Source organism: Vreelandella arcis (assembly GCF_900103865.1).
Lineage (GTDB): Bacteria > Pseudomonadota > Gammaproteobacteria > Pseudomonadales > Halomonadaceae > Vreelandella > Vreelandella arcis.
The window spans coordinates 13,198-36,407 of sequence record NZ_FNII01000006.1 but is presented as its reverse complement, the minus strand read 5'-3'; the positions used below and the strand labels follow the sequence as shown (position 1 = coordinate 36,407).

18 protein-coding genes and 3 pseudogenes are annotated in these 23,210 nt (G+C 53.3%); 9 read left to right on the top strand and 12 right to left on the bottom strand.

The window, feature by feature from the left end:
- The first annotated feature begins 34 nt into the window (after window positions 1–34).
- From BLR97_RS08420 to BLR97_RS20155, 7 genes and pseudogenes are all read left to right on the top strand, one after another.
- Window positions 35–778: an SDR family NAD(P)-dependent oxidoreductase gene (locus BLR97_RS08420; protein WP_089704872.1), complete on the top strand. Its 744-nt coding sequence runs from the start codon at window positions 35–37 to the stop codon at window positions 776–778.
- 173 nt (window positions 779–951) lie between these two features.
- Window positions 952–1,236: pseudogene (locus BLR97_RS20160) on the top strand (IS1380 family transposase); the annotation flags it as partial.
- Between the two features lie 613 nt (window positions 1,237–1,849).
- On the top strand, window positions 1,850–3,022 hold the full coding sequence (locus BLR97_RS08410) for an iron-containing alcohol dehydrogenase (RefSeq protein ID WP_089704865.1): 1,173 nt from the start codon (window positions 1,850–1,852) through the stop codon (window positions 3,020–3,022).
- 62 nt (window positions 3,023–3,084) lie between these two features.
- Window positions 3,085–4,506 (top strand): permease family protein, encoded by a 1,422-nt coding sequence (locus tag BLR97_RS08405; protein WP_089704862.1) that lies wholly within the window; start codon window positions 3,085–3,087, stop codon window positions 4,504–4,506.
- A 74-nt stretch (window positions 4,507–4,580) separates the two neighbouring features.
- Window positions 4,581–6,179, top strand: a complete 1,599-nt coding sequence (locus BLR97_RS08400) for a sigma 54-interacting transcriptional regulator (RefSeq protein ID WP_089704859.1) — start codon at window positions 4,581–4,583, stop codon at window positions 6,177–6,179.
- Window positions 6,180–6,204: 25 nt separating this feature from the next.
- Window positions 6,205–7,668 (top strand): NAD-dependent succinate-semialdehyde dehydrogenase, encoded by a 1,464-nt coding sequence (locus BLR97_RS08395; protein ID WP_089704856.1) that lies wholly within the window; start codon window positions 6,205–6,207, stop codon window positions 7,666–7,668.
- 57 nt (window positions 7,669–7,725) lie between these two features.
- Window positions 7,726–7,884: pseudogene (locus BLR97_RS20155) on the top strand (helix-turn-helix domain-containing protein); the annotation flags it as partial.
- A 365-nt stretch (window positions 7,885–8,249) separates the two neighbouring features.
- On the opposite strand, the gene BLR97_RS19925 reads toward BLR97_RS20155, so the two are convergent.
- The 10 genes from BLR97_RS19925 to BLR97_RS08345 form a co-directional block, all read right to left on the bottom strand.
- A complete protein-coding gene (locus BLR97_RS19925) occupies window positions 8,250–8,621 on the bottom strand; it encodes a HipA domain-containing protein (protein ID WP_244511265.1) in 372 nt (123 codons plus the stop codon).
- The gene (locus BLR97_RS19920) at window positions 8,590–8,808 is read right to left on the bottom strand and encodes a hypothetical protein (protein ID WP_244511264.1); all 219 of its coding nucleotides are present in this window, start codon (window positions 8,806–8,808) and stop codon (window positions 8,590–8,592) included. The genes BLR97_RS19925 and BLR97_RS19920 overlap by 32 nt, the downstream gene beginning before the upstream one ends.
- 282 nt (window positions 8,809–9,090) lie before the next feature.
- Entirely contained in the window at window positions 9,091–10,377 is a 1,287-nt protein-coding gene (locus BLR97_RS08380) for an O-antigen ligase family protein (protein ID WP_244511263.1), read from the bottom strand.
- Window positions 10,378–10,585: 208 nt separating this feature from the next.
- Entirely contained in the window at window positions 10,586–12,553 is a 1,968-nt protein-coding gene (locus BLR97_RS08375; protein WP_089704854.1) for a polysaccharide biosynthesis protein, read from the bottom strand.
- Window positions 12,554–12,767: 214 nt separating this feature from the next.
- Entirely contained in the window at window positions 12,768–13,151 is a 384-nt protein-coding gene (locus tag BLR97_RS08370; protein ID WP_089704851.1) for a RidA family protein, read from the bottom strand.
- 21 nt (window positions 13,152–13,172) lie between these two features.
- Entirely contained in the window at window positions 13,173–13,940 is a 768-nt protein-coding gene (locus tag BLR97_RS08365) for a DUF3726 domain-containing protein (RefSeq protein ID WP_089704848.1), read from the bottom strand.
- Window positions 13,937–15,745 carry a hypothetical protein gene (locus tag BLR97_RS08360; protein ID WP_089704846.1) on the bottom strand — a complete coding sequence of 603 codons (1,809 nt, stop codon included), beginning with the start codon at window positions 15,743–15,745 and terminating at the stop codon, window positions 13,937–13,939. The genes BLR97_RS08365 and BLR97_RS08360 overlap by 4 nt, the downstream gene beginning before the upstream one ends.
- Window positions 15,738–17,315, bottom strand: coding sequence for a BCCT family transporter (locus tag BLR97_RS08355; RefSeq protein ID WP_089704843.1), 1,578 nt, complete (start codon window positions 17,313–17,315; stop codon window positions 15,738–15,740). Before BLR97_RS08355 ends, BLR97_RS08360 begins: the two co-directional genes overlap by 8 nt.
- A 63-nt stretch (window positions 17,316–17,378) precedes the next feature.
- Window positions 17,379–18,368 (bottom strand): dipeptidase, encoded by a 990-nt coding sequence (locus BLR97_RS08350; protein WP_170833002.1) that lies wholly within the window; start codon window positions 18,366–18,368, stop codon window positions 17,379–17,381.
- Between the two features lie 10 nt (window positions 18,369–18,378).
- Window positions 18,379–19,818, bottom strand: coding sequence for an aldehyde dehydrogenase family protein (locus tag BLR97_RS08345; protein ID WP_089704840.1), 1,440 nt, complete (start codon window positions 19,816–19,818; stop codon window positions 18,379–18,381).
- Window positions 19,819–19,925: 107 nt separating this feature from the next.
- Here BLR97_RS08345 and BLR97_RS08340 point away from each other — a divergent pair, with 107 nt between their 5' ends.
- Both BLR97_RS08340 and BLR97_RS20150 read left to right on the top strand, forming a co-directional pair.
- Complete coding sequence (locus BLR97_RS08340) at window positions 19,926–20,810, top strand: LysR family transcriptional regulator (RefSeq protein ID WP_089704836.1); 885 nt, start codon at window positions 19,926–19,928, stop codon at window positions 20,808–20,810.
- Between the two features lie 45 nt (window positions 20,811–20,855).
- Window positions 20,856–20,981 (top strand): annotated as a pseudogene (locus tag BLR97_RS20150) (hypothetical protein); the annotation flags it as partial.
- A 379-nt stretch (window positions 20,982–21,360) separates the two neighbouring features.
- On the opposite strand, the gene BLR97_RS08335 reads toward BLR97_RS20150, so the two are convergent.
- On the bottom strand, window positions 21,361–22,590 hold the full coding sequence (locus BLR97_RS08335) for a type II toxin-antitoxin system HipA family toxin (RefSeq protein WP_089704833.1): 1,230 nt from the start codon (window positions 22,588–22,590) through the stop codon (window positions 21,361–21,363).
- Window positions 22,583–23,167 (bottom strand): helix-turn-helix domain-containing protein, encoded by a 585-nt coding sequence (locus BLR97_RS08330; RefSeq protein ID WP_089704830.1) that lies wholly within the window; start codon window positions 23,165–23,167, stop codon window positions 22,583–22,585. The genes BLR97_RS08335 and BLR97_RS08330 overlap by 8 nt, the downstream gene beginning before the upstream one ends.
- Between the last annotated feature and the right edge of the window lie 43 nt (window positions 23,168–23,210).

Here is a 23,210-nt window from a genome sequence, read left to right as displayed (position 1 = left end):
ACTCAATCACCATGCCTATGCCGAGGACCCCCCTATGAGCCAAGACGCCGCTCAAAGCCAAGCAAATCAAAGCCACTGCGCCGTGGTGACTGGCGGTGCGAGAAACATCGGCCAGGCGATCGCCTTGCGTTTACAGCAAGATGGCTATCGCGTGGTCGTGGTGGATATCGTCGAACCCGAAGCGCAATCCCTGCAAGCGGATTCCTACCAAGTCGACCTTTCTGATGCCGAGGCTACTCGCCGTGTCATGTCGGAAATTGCCGAGTGTTTTCAGGTGACACGACTGATCAACAATGTCGGCATTGTTGCCCCGGCGCTGATTGAGGAAGCACAGCTTGAAGACTTTGACAAACTAATGCATCTGAATGTGCGTTCGGCACTGATCTGTACTCAGTCGCTATTGCCTAATATGAAGGCGAACGGTAAGGGTCGGATCGTCCTGAACACGAGCCGAGTGGTACTTGGAAAAGAAGCGCGCACCATATACAGCGCCACAAAAGGAGCGCTGCAATCCATGGCCCGAACATGGGCGCTGGAACTCGCTGACCACGGCATTACCGTGAATTGCGTTGCGCCTGGGCCTATAGCCACCAGCGCTTTCTGGCAAAACAATCCACCCGATTCTGAGCGTGCCCGACGCATAGTCGAAAATATTCCGTTAAAACGCATGGGCCAGCCTGAAGATGTAGCCCAGGCGGTAAGCTTCTTCTGCGACGAGCGTAGTGGATTCATCACTGGCCAGACACTTTTCGTTTGTGGTGGCGTTACGGTAGGGTAAGTGCAAGTTGCCTGCCCATAAAAGCTGTAAAAAAATGCTCCCCCAAAATCGCCTACCCCAACGCTAGCGCCCAACTGCTAGCCAGCCGTCTGTGGCACATCCTTGACGCTGTATCTTTTCTGCGGCGCCATGTGGATATGCTTCCACCCACACAGACATTTTGCTGATGCGTGGTATCGCCGACAGGTCGCCGCGACTCCACGATCCAGGACGTGTGGTCGCAACGAATTAAGCCTGCTGCTGAGCCTCTCGCCTACCAGATCCTGCCTGGGCTGCAGTACCTGCTGGACAGCCGGACGCACCAGGGGAGCCTGATACGGATGCACGAGCAGGTGCTGAAGGTCGCGGTTACGTTATCGCTGCACATCCGTCGCATCACGGAGCACCTCGGTGATGCAACCGACAAATGGTGGCCGAGCTTGCTGAAGAGACAGCCTCGGCTGACATCCCTGGCTTGACACTCGGTATCACACAAACCAATCAGCAAACAGAGCGGTCAAAACGAAGGTCGTCGGACGCGGCTCGACATGATGCTTATAAGGTATGAATAGACGAGTCGTGAGTCGGATAAGGAATAGACTAACCGGCTATCAAGTGGCTTGGTGACGTTGAAGAAGTAGGTCAGTACCGACAATCCCACGGTTCAATACACCCATTCGGCACCCTGATGATTGAGGCGGGTTTAAGTCTGACACTGAAAGAGTCGTAAAACGGCCTATAACCGAAGACCTAAGAGATCGATAGACGGTTCATCAGCCGTCAAGCAAGTCGAGAATGGAAATGCAAGTGGTCACAATTACATGGTAACCGGGGTAGAGATAGTTTCAGCTTCAAACACAGATCCAGAATTATATTGATGAAAAATATCATCAGAAACCTAGCACTGATGATTTTTTTCTTTATCAATTCAATGCCACTTTATCTAATTAGCATTTTTTACATACAAAACAGTAATTTATATAAAATAACCCATTGGCACGGTTGTTGCTTGTTTAGTTATAGCCATCGAAATCGCCTATGAATTGATGGCGCTAGCAAAACAAACAAATATACGTCAATAGGAAACGCCTAATGCAGTTAAGTAGCCTTAAGCAAGTAAGCAGCTTTAAAAGTGCCGGCAAGTTGGTTACCGGCCATGGGGCTGCACAGCAATTGCAGCTATATGTTCAATCGCTGGGTATGCAGCACCCCTTAATTGTTACCGATAGTGGCGTGGTAGCCTCAGGCACGCTTGATATTATTACCGAACAACTCATAGCGCTAAATGTGACCTATGGGATGTTTGATCAGGTAACGCCCGAGCCCGAAGTTGAAGTGGTTGAAATGTGTACCCGCGCTTTCAATGCTGGAAAGCACGATAGCGTTATCGCCGTGGGCGGCGGAAGTGCAATGGATATTGCTAAATGTGTGGCGGTATATGCCGACTACAATGGTCCGCTTGAAGAATTATTTGGTGAGAATAAGGTTGCTCAACGCGAAATACCTTTAATCGCCATGCCTACTACAGCGGGCACTGGTTCTGAAGTCACCAACATCGCGATCCTGTCGGATAAAGCCCAGCAGATGAAGAAGGGCATTGTTAGTGACTGCTTACTACCTGATGTCGCCATTGTGGCGCCTGAGTTAACGCTGAGTTGCCCGCGTTCTGTAACGGCGGCCAGTGGTGTGGATGCGCTGGTTCATGCGGTTGAGGCGTATCTGTCTAACTTTGCCACGCCGATTACCGACGCATTAGCCGTTAAGGCTATGAACTTAATTGTGCATGCGCTTCCTAAGGCGTTTGCCAACCCCAATCATCTTCAAGCCCGTGAGGATATGGCCACCGGTAGCCTGCTGGCAGGTCTGGCGTTTGGTAATGCCGGGGTGGGGGCAGTCCATGCGTTGGCGTATCCGTTAGGTGGGCGTTACCACTTGGCCCATGGCGTGACTAATTCGCTGTTACTGCCCTTTGTGATGGAGTGGAACAAGCTTGCGTGCGTTGAACGCTTTCAGGGCATTGCGGTGGCGTTTGATGAACCCGTGGCTGGGCTTTCCGATGATGAAGTAGCCAATGCAGTTATCAAGCGTATGCATAAACTTTGCGCTGATGTGGAGATTCCTTCCGGTTTACGCTCGTTTGATATTCCTGAAGCCGACATTCCTGAATTAGCAGCCGAGGCCATTAAGGTGGAACGTTTGCTGAGGAATAATCCGCGGGTCTTAACGCTTGCGGATGTTGAGGCTATTTACCACGCCGCTTATTAATACTGAATAACTACAAAACGTTTATTAAACATACTAATAACTTTAAAACAGGAGTTCATGCCATGAGCGCTTGGAAGCATCGCGTTGACGGTGAAGAGAGCCCGTACACCCCACTAGGGCCGTTTAAAGTACGCCTACCGTTTTACCATTATCGTTTTGAACTGCCAGATTACCTTCAAGGGCTGTTGATGTGTGCGGTGGATCTCGCCGCTATCCCATTGATGATGCAGCTACTGGGGATGCCGTTTGAAGCTGCGTTGGCCATCGTCATTTTAAATGGCCTGCTCTATTTGGTGCATCACCTACTAGGTGACCCGGTCATTCCTGGGTGGATTACCCCTGCTATCCCGCTGCTGATGGCTTATGTGTCGACCTTTCCCGAAGGGGTGGACAGAGTTCATGCGCTAATTGCCTTTCAAATGATGCTGGGGGCGCTGGCTCTGGGCCTGGGGGTAACCGGTATGGCCAGTAAAGTGGTGCGGCTCATCCCTTCAGCCATTAAAGCAGGGGTTATTATGGGCGCGGGCCTAGCCGCAATTGTAGTGGTGTTTGATGAAGGCGGCCGTTTTGAGCAGTACCCCTTTACTATTGCGATTGCCGTGGGGGTCGCTTTTTATCTGATTTTCTCGCGCCATTTCAACAAGCTTAAAGCGCAAGGAGGCTTGTGGGGCACTATTGGTAAATTGGGCATTTTCCCGATCATCGTACTGGCGATTGTGGTGGCCCCGGTGTTTGGTGAAGCGCCTTGGCCAGACGTTGAGTGGGGGTTTAGTCAGCCCGATTTTGCGTTGATGTTCAGCGAATACACGGTATTTGGTGTTGGCTTACCGCCTTTGATGATGTTTGTCACAGCGATTCCTACCGTTATTGCGGCCTATATTGTGCTATTCGGCGATGTGCTTCAAAGCAAGGCGCTATTGGAAGAGGCTGATGAGAAGCGCCAGGATGAAAAAATTGACTATAACCCTAACCGCGCCCATATGATTTTTGGTGGGCGTAACTTTTGGATGAGTATTTTTGGTCCCGATGTGGTCATGTGTGGCCCATTGTGGGCAGCGATGCATGTTGTAACGGTAGAGCGCTATAAGCAGGGTAAAGCGGCGATGAACTCTATCTTCGGCGGCTCAGGCTCGTTTCGCTGGGGCACCAATACTGGCTTGTTATTGCTGCCGATCGTGAGTCTGGTGGAACCTATCCTGGGTATTGCACTGGCGCTAACACTGTTGATTCAAGGCTATGTCAGTGTGCGCATTGGCATTATGGAAGCGCGCAGCCAGCGGGACTTGGGTATCGCAGGGATTATTGCCGCCATGCTGGTGATAAAAAGCGCTACCTGGGCCTTCGGGGTAGGCATTTTGCTTTGCGCATTAATTTATGGAAAACGCTTCTTCTCCGGTGAGGTGGATAAAACCTTCGTTAAGGATTTGGACGAGGCCTCGACTTCAGAGACGAACCCTGAACCGGCAGTCCCGTTGCGCAAATAACAGCCTAAAGCTCTATAGTGGCTGAAACGCTACCCCCGTAGTGAAAGCGGGGGTAGCCTATCAGGGGAACTGTTATGCAACGGATCGAAGAGTCTCTTTCACTTGAAACCGCCCTGCCGCTTTTTGATTTACACGGTACGGATGCAGTAGAAGTTTTTAATACCCAAGGGCAAGTAATTGGGGTGTTAACCCGCACTGATATTGAAAAAGCGCAGCACAATGCAGCGTTAGGTCAACTGGTGGGCGAGTGTATGCGCTACCGTGTGACGGGCATGCTACCGTCCGGGGAGGTGAAAAACGTTGATGCGTTTGGTTTCGACCAGGAGCCTATGCGCTCACTGTTGGATGCTTTGCATGACGGGGTTTATGTCACCGATGCCAATGGTATTACGGTGACGATCAATAAAGCATATGAACGTATCACCGGTATTTCGCGAGATAAGGTGGTGGGCTTTCATATGGCGGACTTGGTGAAGGCGGGGCTTATCTCTAAATCGGCCTCGTTGGAAGTGATCCGTGAACGCCGCCCAATTACGCTGGTGCAGACTATCCACGACAGCCGCAAGATCGTGGTGACTGGGACGCCCATGTTCAGTGCCGATGGCTCAATTGCCTATGTCGTTACCAACGTGCGGGATATTACCGAGCTGCTACTGGCGAAACATGCCCAAGAACAGCTAGAGCAAATCCAACGAATTCGCGAGGCGTATCAAGTGCCCGAGGTAAAGGCGCTGAGTGCCCCGGGAGTGATCACCAGTCAGCAAACAGAGCCCTGCTTTGCGCTTGCTAAGCGAGTTGCAAAATCTACCGCAAAAATCTTGATTCAAGGTGAAACAGGTACCGGTAAAACGTTGTTGGCCAGGTATATTCATCAGCAGAGCGAGCGTGCAGATGGTCCGTTTATGGAGCTTAACTGTACGGCATTTCCGGAAGGGTTATTGGAGGCTGAGCTGTTTGGTTATGCCGCAGGAGCGTTTACTGGGGCGGCCCCTAGAGGTAAACAGGGGCTATTGGATGTGGCTCATGGCGGTACGCTTTTTCTGGATGAAATTGGTGATTTACCACTTGCATTGCAGGTAAAACTACTCAAAGTGGTGGAAGAAAACCGCTATTTGCCAGTAGGCGGGACGACCTTTCGTCATGCCAACGTACGCCTGATTACCGCTACTCATCAGGATTTAAACGACCGGGTAAAGCACGGTTTTTTTCGCGAAGATCTATTTTATCGCATTAGCGTGGTGCCGCTATGGCTGCCCCCTTTACGGCAACGGCGCGATGAGGTGATCCCATTACTGAACTATTACTTAGACTATTTTAATCAGTTACACGAGGTTCAAAGGTGCTGGTCCCCAGAGGCGTTGGAGTTACTTTCGAACTACTCGTGGCCTGGCAATATCCGTGAACTGATCAACTTAACCGAGCGTTTAGCCGTTACGGCTTTATACGAGGAGATAACCACAACGGCTCTGCCGAACGAAGTATTCCCAAGCACGCCGTTTAGCCAAGAGCCCGCAAGTGGCGATCTTCGCCAGCAGGTTATGCAGTTTGAAAAGCAATTAATTCTTCAAGCGCTTACTCGCCATGGCACTACCCGAGCGGCCGCCGCTGCATTGGGTATAGACCAATCTACGTTGGTCAAAAAACAGCGACGTTGGCACCAAACGACTCACTAATATGTACTTAAATATGGACAATAGAATGCATATCTCAAAACAATCGTTTTTTAAACAATCCGCGTATATCAATGGCAAGTGGGTGGATGCAACTGATGGCAGTAGCGTCACGGTAACCGACCCAGCTAGCAATGAGACGCTTGGCCACGTCCCAAGCTTGAACGCAGAGCAAGTTGCTCAGGCCATCGAAGCTGCTAATGCAGCATTGCCTGCATGGCGCGCCAAAACCGCGGCGGAACGGTCGCAGCTTTTAAAACGCTGGCACGCACTGATTATAGATAATGAGGCCGCGCTGGGTGAGTTAATGACCCTGGAGCAAGGGAAACCATTAAAAGAGGCGCGCGGCGAAATTGCCTATGCGGCCAGCTTTATCGAGTGGTTCGCTGAGGAGGCGAAGCGTTTATACGGTGACACGATTCCCGGTCATGCTAATGACAAACGTATCATTGTAACGCGTGAGCCAGTGGGCGTATGTGCAGCGATTACCCCTTGGAACTTTCCTGCGGCTATGATTACCCGCAAGGTGGCGCCTGCCTTAGCGGCGGGTTGCACGATTATTGTTAAACCCGCCATGGAAACCCCGTTAACGGCGCTTGCGCTAGCAGCGTTAGCCGAGCAAGCGGGCATTCCTGCGGGAGTTATTAATATTGTTACCGGTGAGGCCAAAACGATTGGCCCTGTGCTCACAGACAGCCCGATTGTACGCAAACTGAGTTTTACCGGCTCTACTTCGGTGGGCGCGCATTTAATGGCCGCCTGTGCTCCAACAGTAAAAAAGGTATCACTTGAGCTTGGCGGTAATGCTCCGTTTATCGTATTTGACGACGCCGATATTGAGGACGCAGTAAGCGGGGCACTGGACAGTAAGTTTCGTAATGCGGGGCAAACGTGTGTCTGCGCTAATCGTATTTATGTACAAAGCGGTGTTTACGAGGCGTTTGTTGAGCGATTGGCCCAACGCACCAGTGAACTGAATGTCGGTAAAGGTAGCGACGATGGCGTTGAAGTCGGGCCACTTATTTCTGAAAAAGCGGTAGAGAAAGTTGAAGCCCACTTGCAGGATGCACTCAATAAAGGCGGACGCTTAATCACCGGAGGTAAGCGCCACGCGTTAGGCGGCACCTGGTTTGAGCCAACGGTCGTTGCTGATGTAACAGCTGAAATGACCTGTGCCCGCGAGGAGACATTTGGTCCATTGGCACCGGTATTTAAGTTTGAGACCGAAGCAGAGGTTATTCGCCAGGCAAATGATACCGAATATGGGTTGGCGGCGTATTTCTATGCTGAAAGCGCTTCACGGATATGGCGCGTATCGGAAGCGTTGGAATATGGCATGGTAGGAATCAATACAGGGTTAATCTCAACTGCTTCAGCGCCTTTCGGCGGCGTTAAATCATCGGGCATTGGTCGTGAGGGTTCACGCTATGGAATCGACGAGTACACCGAGCTGAAGTATCTATGCTTAGGTATTAAGCATAATCCTGAGTAACTGGAAAGCGGCCTCAAAATCGAAGTGCAACACCTAACCTATCAGGCGGGTGTTGCCATGACTCACTGTTATCGCCAATTTTCTTATGAAGCTAAGGCAGCCATCATGCTGATGCGTGTCCACTACTCGATTCGTGCTATCGCGCATCCGTTGGGGCGTGCCCCAAGCACCATTTCACGAGAACTGACACACCACTCGGTCAGGCCCCGCCGGAGTGGTTTGGGCAAAATATTGACGGTTGGCCGCGAGCGGTCAAGAATTCAGGCGATTCAGAATGAGACAAGGCTAAGGGTTAATCCGTCGCGCGTAAATCACGTGATCGGCAATCAGCGATAACCCCTCGCCCCACCCTTCCTTCCGCGCCAGTCCATCGGCCCTTCCGAAAATCATGCATGACAGAAAAGGTTGCGCCTGCTCCACTACGTTGGATCCAAAGGTGTCCGATTAAAGCCTTTCCAAAGCCCTGTTCAGCTGGCAGGGCTTCTAGACCTCCGAGCTCCATCCCCCCGGTGGCTTCGCTATTGATCATGGTCGCTTTTTATTGCGCTATTGGGAGGCTTTTGATATGAGCCTCAATAGCCTCACGAACTTGCTTTGTCATCGGGAGATTGTGTTTCTCGGCCTGCCAGTGCTGGTGGAAGCGTGCGACAGCCTCGTGAGCCGTATCCAGAACAAGCGTTTCGCCGGTCGGGGTAAATAAGCGACCAATTCTTCATGTGCATATCGCCGTTTCCGGTCAGAACGCAGAACACCAGCCGCCGGATGAATTCGGCGATATCGGCGTCGCTGGTCTCAGCGGCAAGTACCTGTGCGATATTGCGCAAGGTGGCCGTTTTGTATTTTTGCTCGGCATAGACATCAAAGACCTGTGTAAAGTCCTCGATATGGACGGCGCTGCCATCAGACAGCCTGTCGAACCGTTCAATAACGAAGCACGATCCATGACCCGCCAACGCCGGATGCGGGAATTGTCAGGCCACCAGACGGTACCAGAACCACCGAGAACTTGAGCTGTACCCCTGCAAGCGAGAACCGCAAGGCGTTCTCGCGGCGGAAAGGCAAAAATCGTCCGGTCTCCGCCAACATTGGTAAGCGTGCCGATAGGCTCCCCATAAAGCAGGACATCAAGGACAGAGACATCAGCCATTTTGATCCTCCTCCAGCCGATAGGCCGGTCTTGGGGCACGCGGCGCTGGAGGTTGTTATCGAGAGACGGTATCTACATGGGCTGGGTGCATGCAGCGGGTTTGGTAAGAGCTCAACTTGTTGAGCGATCAGCAGTTATCCCGCCCTAAAACAAAAATCGCCCAACAAACCCGGCCCCACAAAGCCCAATGCAGAGGGTTTTTGTAAGAGCTCAACTCGTTGAGCGATCAGCAATCATCCCGCCACAAAAAAGAATCGCCTGAAAGAACCCACTGCTTACAGCAGCGAATTCCCGCGAACCAACTCCTTCCGCTGGCGGGAATAAATCCCCCACAGCACCGCTAGCAAAAACGCGAACATCATCACGCCGCTGTTATGGGATAAAAACCCCTGCGTGAGGCTAAAATCAATATAGGTCACCGATAGCAACACCCCAGCGGTAGCCGTGGCGCGCAGAGATAGGTCACCGGCTCCCATTTCCCTGGCAAAAAAGCGCATTGGCAGCAGGTAAACGGCCAGCAGAACCGCTAATCCAATCAGGCCACGCTTGGCAAAGCTATCGATAAACTCATTATGGGCATGGCCATATTCAGCAGCTCGCTCGGTGATCACTCCTTCGTCAGCTAATGCTTGCATGCCTTTTTCGTACCCATTTGAGCCCCAGCCAGTCATCGGCTTCTCCGCTATCAAATGGCTAGCCCCTCGCCACATTTCAAATCTTAAACCAACAGATGAAGGCGCCCTATCACCTGACGCATAACGCTGAACTTGTTCTACTGCTTCGTTGACTCGCGTTTGCACGCCCAGCTCAGGAATGGCGTAAACACTCAGCCCTCCCGCCATCAAGAGGCCTACAAGCCCCGCAAGCATGCGCTTGGATGCAAAACCGCCGTAGGCACGTAACAACACCAGTAGTACAAAAGGAATGCCAACCCAACCGCCCCGGCTGCCCGATAGCAGTGAACCCAAGAGCCCCAAAAACGCCCCGATAATAAATAACGCGTACCATAAATGACGACGCGGCTGAATAGCGGCCCACCCCAACCCGGCAAGGCACAACACCCCCAGCAGCATACTTAAATTGCCAAACTGGATTGCATTGGTATAGCCGTTAGGCCTTGCCACACCGTCTATCAGTTTGAACCATGCCGCCCAACTGCCGGCAGCACACGCGCCAATAGTAACCCCTCCCCAAAACCAGGCCAGACGCGGAGGGTAAGCCATCACTAACAACAGTGCAGGTATCGCCAACAAGAAACGTAGCGGCTTATCCATACCGCTTACGCCCTGCCCGTCCCACCATGCCTCCAACACCCCCACCAGCGTATACGCAGCCATGGCCAACATCACTAGCGCATCCTGACGATTCAAACCAAGCGCCGGGCGTTTTACTAAAAGCACGACACTTCCCAGCAACAGCATGACAGCACCCAGCGAGTAACCGCTTGGCACGACTAGCGCTATCGCACACAGCAAAAAAGCAGAAAGGGATGTATAGATCGACAAAGGAGAAGACCATGAGGAAGAAGCGGGAAAGGAAACAGCAGGAAATGACTGACTCACGGAAACTCCAACACTGACGTTAATTGAGCGCGGGATACTATCACATGTATACACCAGCATCGTCAGAAAGGAAGCATCAAAAGCTTTGTTATGTAAGGTTGGATCACCTTGTCTAAACCTCTCGCCCAACAAGCCAAACCCCCACAAAGCCCTAATGATTAGGGGTTTGTAAGAGTTCAACTTGTTGAGCGATCAGAAGCTTATTGAATCAATGCTTGGCTGGGCGATATTCAGCCTCGTGAACAATGCGCTGGTAATTGGGTAAAAGATCACACACATCGCCGCTGTGGGCGAAGCCGCTGACCCCCCGCTTTAGCAGCGCACAGGCGCGGTAGCTGTCAAGATTTTCTTCCGCCTCAATCAACTCGTTCAAAAGTGCGGATAATTCCTGACGCGGCAGGATCTCTTCATGGGCACGCAGTATTTTGGGGTGCAATGTCCCAGCTACGTTGTCGCCAATCAACAATTCCTCATAGAGCTTCTCACCGGGTCGTAGCCCACTGAAAACAACCTCAATATCGCCCTCGGGGTTATCGGCATCTCTTACTTCAAGGCCTGTTAGCTGAATCATCCGCTTTGCCAAGTCGACAATTTTCACCGAATCCCCCATATCCAGCACGAACACATCTCCACCTTCGGCCATGGAGCCTGCCTGAATCACCAGCAAGGCCGCCTCGGGGATGGTCATGAAGTAGCGAGTAATGTCTGGATGAGTCACCGTGATGGGGCCGCCCTGCTCGATCTGACGGCGGAACAGAGGTACCACTGAGCCACTGGAACCCAGCACGTTACCAAAGCGTACCATGGAAAAAATGGTTCTGTGATTATCCTTCAAGGCATAGCGCGTGGCTAAGTCCTGCAGTACTAGCTCGGCCATTCGCTTGGTCGCCCCCATCACATTGGTGGGGCGCACGGCTTTATCGGTGGAAATCAAAACACAACGTTCGACACCCAGCTTGGCGGCGCTTTCGGCGACGACCTGGGTTCCATGCACATTGTTACGCACACCCTCAAGCACGTTATTTTCCACAATGGGCACATGCTTGTAAGCAGCAGAATGATAGAGCGTCTGCACTCCATAATGACGAATAACCGCCTCGACCCGATTACGATCGCAGACATTCCCCAGCAGCGGCACGATGGGAAACGCCTCGCCCATCTCGATGCGAAGCGCTTCAAGCTCTTGCTCAATGGCATAAAGACCAAACTCACTGATTTCAAACAGGATCACCGACTTAGGCCTACCACGCATCACCTGCCGACACATCTCGCTGCCAATGGAACCACCCGCACCGGTAATCATCACCACCTTATTGCGAATGCTGGCATCAATCAGCGCCTGACGAGGGGGGACAGGGTCACGGCCCAACAAATCTTCAAGCTCCACCTCGCGTAGCTGATCAACATTCGCAACCCCGGAGATAATCTCAGGCATGGAAGGCACGGTTTGAACCCGAACGGGGAAATCGGCAAGTTGATCCAGCGCGTGCTTACGCTGCGACTTGGTCGCCGTTGGCATAGCAAGCAGTACCCGCTTGATACCCAAACGCTCGACTAAATCCTTAAAATTGGAAGGGTTATAAACCTTCACACCCTTGATGGTACTGCCCCAAAGCGCTGGATCGTCATCCATGAAGGCGGCAATGTAGAACTCGCGCCCGCTAGAGAGTGCCAGCGCTAGTTGCGCCCCTGCCCCACCAGCCCCGTAAATGGCAACGGGTTCCTTCTCAGTATAGTGTTTGATCAACCAATGGTAATAACTACGCACAATCAGGCGAGTACCACCCACATATACGAGAGTAACCAACGCGAAGTTAACCGGTACTGAGCGAGGAAATTGTTGCCACTGATAAAAGAAGGCCGATGCCCACATCAGCACCGCCATCAACAGCGACCCCTTCACCACCGCCCAAAGGGCCTGGGGGCCCATGAAGCGAACAACGGCGCGATAAAGCCCCAGCCGAGCAAACACGAAAACGCCTGCCGGTGGCACAATCAGGAACAGCCACCAGTAAGGTTCGATATAGTACTCGGGCCACCAATCAGCAAAACGCAGTGCATAAGCCGACCAAAGTGCCAACGGCAAAGCCACCAGGTCGGCCGCTATCATGATGAAGCGCTTTTTCCCCCGGCTGAGCCCGGCGATGGAACGGTGCAAGCGTCCTGATTTAGTCATTCAGAATCCTTCCAATCAGGCTTAGTCGGTGCCAAATAAATCGCGAGTATAGACTTTACTTATCACATGTTCGAGTTCCGATAAGATACGTAGGCAAGAAAATGCCGGTTTCAGTCCTGAAGGTCTGTGTCGGCTTCCTGCCGTTGGGTGAGTCTTCCGACTTCTCATGCAGCAAATGTGAGGAGTGAGTAGACAGGCAGATTGTGAACACTCACTACCAGCTGGGAGCAAGAGCTGCATATGCCACCATTTCTACCAACATTTCCTCTCTTGCAAATCCAGAGACAATGATTGCGGCTCGGTTTGGGTAAGGCTTTTGAACATAGTTAGCATAAACTTCGTTGACTGTTGCAAGATCCTCACGTTTTGTAACGTAGATCAACACTTGCGTGAGCTGACTCATCCCGGCACCGGCGCTTTCCAGGGTATGTTGCAAATTGTCTAACGTCTGTCGGGTCTGGACTTCAATGCCCCCTTCAACCACAGCGCCATCAGGATCGATAGGTATTTGTGCTGTGAACAGAATACCATTACCAACCACGGCCCACTCTAAAGGGGCTTTTGCTGCATACAGATTAGTTTTTACCGGTTGAATCATTACAATTTCCTTGGTTACGCGTCAGTCGTTGTCGTTAACGCCGGCGCCAGCTCCACTACGAGAGGCGTCGGAGGACTCCACAAGAATTCGATGAGCAAGCGTTTTCAAACGTACCCAAAGTGCTTCATCGACCTCAATACCTTCCTGCAGAGACCGCTGACGGCACGCCATGAGATCGGACTCCGAATGACGAGCCAACAGATCAAGGTCGTGGCCAGCTCCCAGGGACGGAAGTAGCTCTACATGATTGGCCATCACCAGGGTGATACCATCATTGGGCTCATTCTCTTCAGGTACGTCGCGCACTGCATAAATGCGCACCTCTGGTGTTGAATGACCCGCACGAAAGCCGACTACCTGCTCGGTGAGTGGCTCCTGGGCATTGCGCCAAAACGCCGTGATATTGATACCGCGTCCAGCCAGACGCGACAGATAGCCCATGATCAGCTGGCGATTGTGGCATCTTCGAATTTTTACCACTGAGAGTCCGCGCGCTCGAGCCTTTGCAAAACCCAACTCAGTGGCCAAGCTGATACTGCGCAGGACACTTTGCCCATGGCCATCCAAAACGGCCAAATCACCATCTTGATAAATCACCTCAGGCAATGCATCGAGGTCTTCTTCCAGCAGGAAATCTAGTCCACGACTCAGCTGGTCAATCGCGTTAAAGCCATGACACTGCATCCACGCGACCATGTCAGCAGCATCAGCCGCGTCACCTTCTTCAAACCCAATCCCGGTAAACGCTTTTCTACATAACCCTTGTAGCTCGTTAAAGGAGACTTTCATGATGACCTCTCTCCTTCGACTGGTGGGTGAAGTGACTTTTCGTGCGAATGTTGAGGCGATTGACACGCAGGATTCACGGTTCCATTGGAAAACTGTGGTTCCAACGGAAAGCTCCAATCATCGAAGTGAGCCAGGTCTTCTGGCTCGGCGTTAAGCTCTTCCACTAACGGCGCACCCTGAAACAGGGTAATCCGCACCCAGCGATCCGATTTGGGATCGAACCGGCTGGCCCCAAAAAATGCCAGCTTGGCACGCAGCAAATGCATCGGTTTCATTTCACGATGCCAAAGGTTGGCATGAATATCACCGTAAGTAGCTTTCACCAGCGTTTGCACACGGCGAATAATTTCTTTATGGCGAGGCTTGGCGAGGAGAAAATCAACCACTTTGGCACGTGGCAACTCCTCTAGATACACACACACCGCCGCATGGCTATGCGCGACTCGGGGCCCCATGGCAATGGGGACTTCTTTCTCAACGCCCGGTTCTTGGTGACGAATACCTAGGCGAGGCTCTTCTTTTTCTGTCGATCGATACCAGAACCAATAAGCACCATCGTGGCTGGTGTAATCTTGCTCCAGTGCCCAGCCATAGTAGGTCTCCATTAGTTGGCGTAGGCGTATTAACGGCATATCGGGCTCAAGATCGAGGTTTTCATCCACCCCCATCTGATCTTCCAACAGGTCGACCTGCTCAGGATACAGCTCGATCAATAGCGTATTGATTAGCTCTTGGGCTTCAAGCGATAGCGTCCTTTCGCTCCAGGCAACCAGTTGGTGCCATAGATCGTCTTCCAAGGGGGCACTTTCCAACCAGTTCAGCACATCTGGCAATGCCGCCACCGTGACCGCATTACGTTCACTTTGCTCGGCATCTTCGGTCACTGTTTCCGACAGATGCTGCATGGCACGTCGGGTCAGCGCGATCAACCGCTGACGTTCCTCATTACCAGGCGACTGACGCTGTGCAAGCGCCAGCGCTGTTTCACGCTGAGTGACCCATTGAGCAATCAGCTGAGGATGATTGATCAAAAACGGCGCCATCCCCAAACCAGTAGAATTACCTATCCCCAAATAGCGCCGCATTTCCGTGGCTAGTTCACAGGCTGTTGCGGGCGATTGGCAACGCGCAAGGTGCTCTACCTGCTCGATAGAGAAATGCCGCAGCATATACACACCAGCCATTTGCGCAGAGAAAGGGCGACGAAAATCCGGGTTTTCATGTAGCCGGGCAAAGTCGGCGATGCCAAACTTGCCATTACCGTACACAGCGGTAGTGCGATAAAGATAACCAACGCGCGTCAGCCATGCCGGATCAGGCTGTTTACCACTCGCAAGCGCTTCTACAAAGTGGGCAAAGTTACGCAAACTTTTATTGGCACGGGACAGCACCAACACGCGTGGATGCTGACGCCCTGCTTCTTGCAACGGGATATTGGCAGCCATCTGAGCCAGTAGGCTGTCATCCACGTCGCCTTCGACCATGCCAAAGGTGACATCCCAAGCCTCGGCAATCACCCGATCAGAGCGACGCTCATCATCTAGCGCCTGGGCGAACATGACGCCGTGGTAGCGTCCATAAGGGGTTTGCAAACGATAGACAGCGGTGCCGTACCCGTTTTCATCAAGATCAAAGCGTACTCGACTTACCTGCCAACGCTGGCGACCCATTTGGCGCACCAGGGTGCGCACGAAGCTGAGTCGGCATGCATGCAAGCTGCCCAAGCGCTCCAGACGCATGACGTCGTCAGCAGGACGAAGGGAAAGAGGCGCCAGTGGTGCTAGCGCCCACTCGCGGTTACTCATTAACGATTACCTTCTTGCGTGTGGTCAAACCCTGCTCACGCGCCATGGCGTACGCCGCTTGTGGTCCCAGCCACAGGGACGGCAGCAGCACCAACGACACTGGAATGGCGGTAATTACGATAAATTGCTGCAGTACGCCGATCTGGCCTGACCCCATGTAGAGAAGGATCGCGGCCATCAGCGACATGGTGATGCCCCAGAAAATACGCACGGCCGTATGTGGTTCATCATGCCCGGTGCACACAACAGCAATCGCATAGCTCATGGAGTCACCTGTGGTGGCGACGAAAATGGTGGTCAGCAGCAGAATCGCCAGGGCCATCAACATGCCGCCCGGTAACGCCTGAGCAACGGTCAGAGTGGCGACGTCAAACTGGAAGTTATTGAGCGCTTCAGCTAGGTCAATCGCCCCGGTCAACTGGTAATGAATACCTGCGCCGCCCAGCAGGGTAAACCAGACAGTCGTGGCAATAGGCGCCATTACCGCCACGGCGAGAATCATCTGTCGGATAGTGCGGCCACGAGAAATACGTGCCACGAAAATCGCCATCAGCGGCCCATAACCGATAAACCAGGCAAAGAAGAACACGGTCCACCACTGCATCCACCACCCAGGCGCGGTTTCTGATGTCATGGTGGCCATGGCAAAGAAGGAACTGATGTACTTACCAAAGCCCTGTAGGTAAGCATTGGTGAAGAATAGCGTAGGCCCGAAGATAAAAATCACCGCCGCGATCGCCAGGGCAAGAAATACGTTGAACCGGCTGAGTAACTGAATCCCGCGATGAATGCCAGTAGCCGCTGAGGTCACATAGAGCGCCCCCAACACCACTAAAATTATGAGCTGAGTCGCATAGCCTGCACTCAGGCCGAACAACTCATGCAGGCCGAAACTGACCTGGGTGGCTAAAAAGCCAATCGGGCCGACGGTGCCCGCCACGACGGCAATCACGCAGCAGGCATCGACCACGCCTCCGACCCAGCTACGCATCAAACGCTCGCCGAGCACCGGGTAAAGCAAGGTGCGAGGCTGTAACGGCAGCCCGCGGTCGTAATGCCAGTAAGCCAGTACAATGGCCGTCAGCGAGCCCAGCACCGCCCAAGCTAAAAAGCCCCAATGCATGAATGATTGCGCCAACGCACCGGCCACCGCCTCCACCGTCCCTGCTTCGCTATCGAATGCAGGCGGCGTGACCACAAAGTGATAGACCGGCTCCCCTGCGGCGAAGAACACGCCGCCACCCGCTAACAACGTACACATGATGATGGAAAGCCATTTGAAGGTGCTCAACTCTGGCGTATCCAGTCCGCCCACTTTAGCGCTGGCCGCAGGGGAGACAGCCAACCCCATGGCGATAAAGAAGGTCAGTAGCAGTAGCAACTGGAAATAGGATCCCATTACGGCGGCCGTCCAGGCAAAGCCAACGGAAATCGCCCCAGCGACACCTTCGATATCGATTAAAGAAAGCACTACGAATAGGACAACAAAGCCGCCACTGAGCCCGAGTACGACCGGGTCGCCGAACTTGCCAAGCCCTGCGTCAGGACCTGTCTCTTTAGATGAGTTCATGAGAACACCTCTTTATTGATTATTGTTAGTTGTCATAGTGAAAGGCGTGATAAACCGGATCCGTCAAGCGATAGGCTTGGTCGTTCGCTCCAGCAGCGAGACCCAGTTGCCGCCCATGATGCGGGCAATTTCTTGCTCGCCGAACCCCTTAGCGCGTAACCCTTCGATCAGGTTGGGGAAATCGCGACTATCGCGGAGCCACGCAAGCGGACTCGGCCATCCTGCATTGTTGGCACTGCCTTCGCCGTAATCCATTTCTTTCGACCAGCGGCCGTTGCGCATCCATTCGAGCACCGAGGTTGGCTGGTTCTGACATAAATCCGTGCCCAACCCAACGTGCTCAATGCCCATTAAATCGACCGTGCGAGCGATCATGTCGCAATAGTCTTGCAAGGTGCAGTCAGGGCCATTCTTGAGATGAAAGGGGTAGGCCGAAAAACCCAGCAATCCGTCGTTGTCGGCGATGGCTTTAAGTACTTTGTCAGATTTGTTGCGCTTGGCATCGTGGAAGAAGCTTGGGTTGGCATGGGAAATAATCACCGGTCGCTCGGAAAGCTCAATCGCGTCCAGAGTTGATCGCTCACTGCTATGCGACATATCGATCACCATGCCAACCCGGTTCATTTCGCGAATCACCTGGCGGCCAAAGCGGGTAATACCGCTGTCCTCACTTTCGTAACAACCACACGCCAGAAGGCTCTGATTGTTATAAGTGAGCTGCATGATCAAAAGCCCCAACTGTCGCAGTACGGCCACCATGTCGATGTCATCCTCGATCGGCGAACAGTTCTGAGCACCAAAGAAGATGCCCACCTTACCGGACTGCTGGGCACGGAAAATATCGTCCGGCCCATGGACGGGCATGATCAGATCATTATGGATCTCAAAACGGCGGTTCCACTCACCGATACGAGTGAGCGTTTCGCGCAGTGTTTCGTGATAGACGAGCGTGGCATGTACGGCGTCAACGCCACCCTCGCGCATCTGTTCGAAGATCTCCCGGGACCAGTTGGAGTACTGCAGGCCATCAACGGTCAGCATCTGCCTAGACATCCATCACTCCTTACGCCTTCACGTAGCAGGTCTTCACCACGGTATAAAACTCACGGGCATAGCGACCTTGCTCGCGAGGGCCGAAGCTGGAGTCTTTTCGACCGCCAAACGGCACGTGATAATCGGTACCCGCGGTGGGTAGGTTGACCATCACACAGCCGGTTTCAGCTTCCGCCTTGAAGCGGCTGGTCAGCGACAATGAATTGGTGATAATACCGGCCGTCAGACCAAAATTGGTGTCATTCAATGTCGCGATCGCTTCGTCCATATCGGCCACTTTGATCACGCAGGCAACCGGGCCAAAGACCTCTTCTCGGTTAATGGCCATTTGATTGGTGGTTTCAGTGAAGAGCGCCGGTGCCATAAAATAGCCGTCGCTTGCGCAGGTAATTCTTTCTCCACCGAAAGCCAGGTGAGCACCATCGGCTTTGCCGCGTTCGATCCACTCCAGGTTGGACGCCAACTGGCGAGCATCCGCCACAGGGCCAATCTGAACGCCCTCTTCCAACGCAGGGCCCACCTTGGCTTGTGCCAGTCGCGCAGTTAACTTGTCGACAAACGCATCATGCACGGCCTGATGCACAATCAAACGTGACGAAGCCGTGCACTTCTGACCAGTACCGGAATAGGCGCCATTGAAAGCGGCTTCTACGGCCAAATCCAGGTCGGCATCCTCAGCAACAATCAGCGCATTCTTGGATCCCATCTCCAGTTGGCACTTAACCAGATTACCGACCGTCGCGGCGGCCACCCGACGCCCCACTTCGAGCGAGCCGGTAAACGTCAACGCATTGATCTCAGGACTTGTGATTAATGCTTCACCTACGCTTCCGCCGCTCCCCATCAGCAAATTAAACGTGCCCGCCGGCAACGACTGGCGGCTGATGATCTCGGTCAGTGCCCAGGCGCTGGCGGGTACGAGATTGGCAGGTTTGAATATAACCGCGTTACCAAAAGCCAGCGCAGGCGCTATCTTCCAAACCGCCGTCGCCATGGGAAAGTTCCAAGGGCTGATAACGCCGACCACACCGACAGGCTCCCGCCGAGTATCGACCTCAACCCCAGGTCGGACGGACTCAACACGCTCATCCAGTTGGCGCAGTACCTCAGCGGCGTAGTAATGGAAGAATTGAGCCGAGCGGGCCACTTCGCCCATTCCTTCTGCTAGGGGTTTACCCTCTTCTCGCGATAGTAAGCGGCCAAGTTCTTCCTTACGCGCCATCAGCTCATCGCCAATCGCCATTAGCACGCTATAGCGATGCTCAAGGCCAGTCTTAGCCCACTCCCGCTGACCGAGGCGAGCTGCTTTTATGGCGGCTTCAACCTGATCTTTAGAGGCTTGCGCGTATTCACCGATAACCTCAGCAAGATCTGAGGGATTCATATTGGTGATGCTGCTTTCACCGTCGACCCATTGGCCGTTGATATAGAGCGCATGAGGGGATGACATAGCTACCTCCTTTAAAGTCGTTGACGACATGCTAAAAGAGGTATCAAGATAAGGATAATCAATAGTTCAGATAATATGATCAGCAAAACTTACCACTGGATCGGAACATGCTACCCGACCTGAAACTCGCGCCTTTACGCTACCTCTTGTCCATTATCGACACAGGCGGCTTTCATGCAGCGGCAAAACAGTTGCATCGCAGCCAGCCGGCTATTTCGATGGCCGTGCGTGACCTGGAAGAGCGGCTGGGCCAACGGTTATTTGAGAAAGGTAACGGCAAAGCCGTTCTAACGCCCTTTGGCCGTTGGTGTGAACCACGTTTTCGTGAGCTTGTTGCCCATCATGACCGGGTGTGCCGTGATGCGCTGGCCATTGCGAGCCAACAGCGAGGGCGTGTAGATATTGCAGCCGTACCCTCCGTTGCAAGCCGGCTGATGCCCACCTTGTTAGCAGGGTTTCTGGAAGCGTATCCAGGTATCGATATCAGTTTGCAGGACGGCCACTCAGAGCGGGTCAATGAAATGGTACTTAAAGGCGAGGTTGAGATCGGCATCACCAGTCTTTGGCTACCGGATGATGCTCTAACATTTGAGGTGCTTTTGCATGATGACATCGGGGTAGTGTGTCGCGACGACCATCCGCTCGCTCAGAAAGACGCGCTACACTGGCACGCGCTCAAGCCCTACACCCTCATTCGTAATGGCACCTCTCGGTTGCTAGAAGGGTCCCCGGCAGAAGAGCTACTGAAAAACAGCACGCTCTACATTTCCAACATGATTTCGCTCACCGCGATGCTGGAAGCTGGCATCGGTGTCACCACCCTGCCCCGTCTGGCGTTCCAGGAAGAGCACGATCGTCTGCGCTTTATTCCGCTATCGACCCCGCATTTGCAACGCAACATGGGACTGCTTAGGCGTGCAGGCCAAACGCTTTCTCCTTCGGGCGAGGCCATGCAAACATACTTGCTCAATCAGCTTAGAGACGCTTCTTAACATAGCGCAGCATGGACCGGGCCCGCATAATGCCAGTTCGTTGCCGTCCTGCACTCCGACACCGAATACGTCCACATTCACATGGTCGCCAGCCGCACAGGGCTGAACGGCAGCGTGTGTCAAGGAAAAAGCGAAACCACTGAACGTTTAACGATAAGCGGTATATTTTGATAACCATGATCTGACCGGCGTCAACTATCCTGTCCAGTCCGCGACAACTATGATGTCCTCTCACTAGCGCCTGTTGCTGATTAGGAAATTGAGGATCGCATGATCACGCTTCTCACTATGAACGAACTGCAAAGCTAAACGGCTCAAGAACTCGGCGAACGGCACCCGCTCTTTTCGATGCTGCTGAACGAAACCGAGCCTGACACCCCGGACCGCCGCAATATTCTGGCAACACTCGGAAATATCGTGCGCACCATGGGCTAGTGTGCAAAATCGTCATGCCGATTCAAAGCCTTTCCAAAGCCCTATCCAGCAGGCAGGGGGTTGAGACCTCCGAGCTCCATCACCCGGAGGCTTCGCTCTTGATCGTGGTCGCTTCTTATTGCGCTATCGGAAGGCGCTTGATATGACCCTCGATAGCCTCACGAACTTGCTTTGTCATCGGAAGATGGTGCTTCTCGGCCTGCCAGTGCTGGTGGAAGCGTGCGACAGCCTCGTGAGCCGTATCCAGTACAAGCTTTTCGGGAATGGCGGCTTTGGCTGCCAAGTGCTCAAGCTCGTCGTTGGTCAGTTCGGAAAACGCGCGAGCCCGGCTGATCCTGAGCCCCATATTGTCGTTGGGGATATAAGGGATGGTCGAGACAAGATCGTAAGCCGGAGCGAGCGCAGCGTTTCGCCGGTCGGGATAAATAAGCGACCAGTTCTTCATGTGCATGTCGCCGTTTCCGATCAGAACGCAGAACACCAGCCGCCGGATGAATTCGGCGATATCGGCGTCGCTGGTCTCAGCGGCAAGTACCTGTGCGATATTGCGCAAGGTGGCCGTTTTGTATTTTTGCTCAGCATAGACATCGAAGACCTGTGCGAAATCCTCGATATGGACGGCGCTGCCGTCAGACAGCCTGTCGAACCGTTCAATAACGAAGGCGCTTTGGCCGATCTTGTCGATTCCTTCAGGCAGATTCTTGATGCTGCCGACATCGACAAGATCAATCGGTGGGACGTCTATTCCGATAAGGCGCGCGAGCGTCATCATCGAAAACTCGTTTTCGGGAACGCCTTCGAACTCGCGCGATGGGAGTTTCACGATCCATGACCCACCAACGCCGGATGCGGGAATTGTCAGGCCGCCGGACGGTGCCAGAACCGCCGAGAATTTGAGCTGCACCCCTGCAAGTGAGAACCGCAAGGCGTTCTCGCGACGACCACCTTGGGTCTCATCGGCATCGGTACTCTCACCGCCAATCGGCGGCCATACCTCGCCATCAGCGGGTTTGATCGTGACCGCACCGGGCAGATCATGACCGAATGCCCAAAGTAGATGAAACTCACGCTCGGGATTTACGCCCGCATTCTCTGAAAGGTATTTACGCAGATGGCCTTCGGGTAGAAGGTTCGAGAAAAACGGCATCACGCGCTTCTGATAGGCTCGGAAGTCCGTAAGCAGCGCGCCGAATTCGTCCTTGAAGGCCAGCCCCAGCGTCGGCCTGTCAGGGTCGTCGATATAGGCTTCGTTGAAGGCAAAAATCGTCCGGTCTCCGCCAACATTGGTAAGCGTGCCGATAGGCTCCCCATAAAGCAGGACATCAAGGACAGAGACATCAGCCATCTTGATCCTCCTCCAGCCGATAGGCCGGTCTTGGAGCACGTGGCGTCTCCTGGGATGAGGCGCGATGGGCGAGCTGGTTTCGCAAAGAGCGGATGTTTTCGACAGCCCGATTGACGGCCTCATTGCTGCCCGAGGACTCGATAGACTCGAGGGTGCGCCGTACCTTTTGCAGAATGTCGGGGTCAAGCTGGCTCGGGATTTGGGTGATTTCGCGGATGCGGCGCTGGAGGTTGTCGATGCTTGCGCTGGATGCATGGGATGCGAGTGCGTCCACCTTCTCGCGGATGCGATCGATTTCCCGCTGAGTAGCCGCGTTGATGACCGGCGCGCTGGAAACGCTACGGACGATAGACTGGATAGCCGGAAGCGCCTTGCGGGGAACGAGCATCAACTCCAGATCCAGCGCATGGGCGATGGAAGAAAGGCTTGAGACACGCAGGTCAACGGCATTATTTTCTATCTTCGAGATGTGAGACTGCGGCACACCGGCAAGCGCGCTCAGCTCCCGCTGACTCAGCCTTTTAGCTTCGCGTGCGGCCTTGAGGCGTGCGGCCAGGTGTTCCGTTCCATAGCTCATTTGATCTACTTTTCTATATCACACGGTAATTTTGATCTATTAA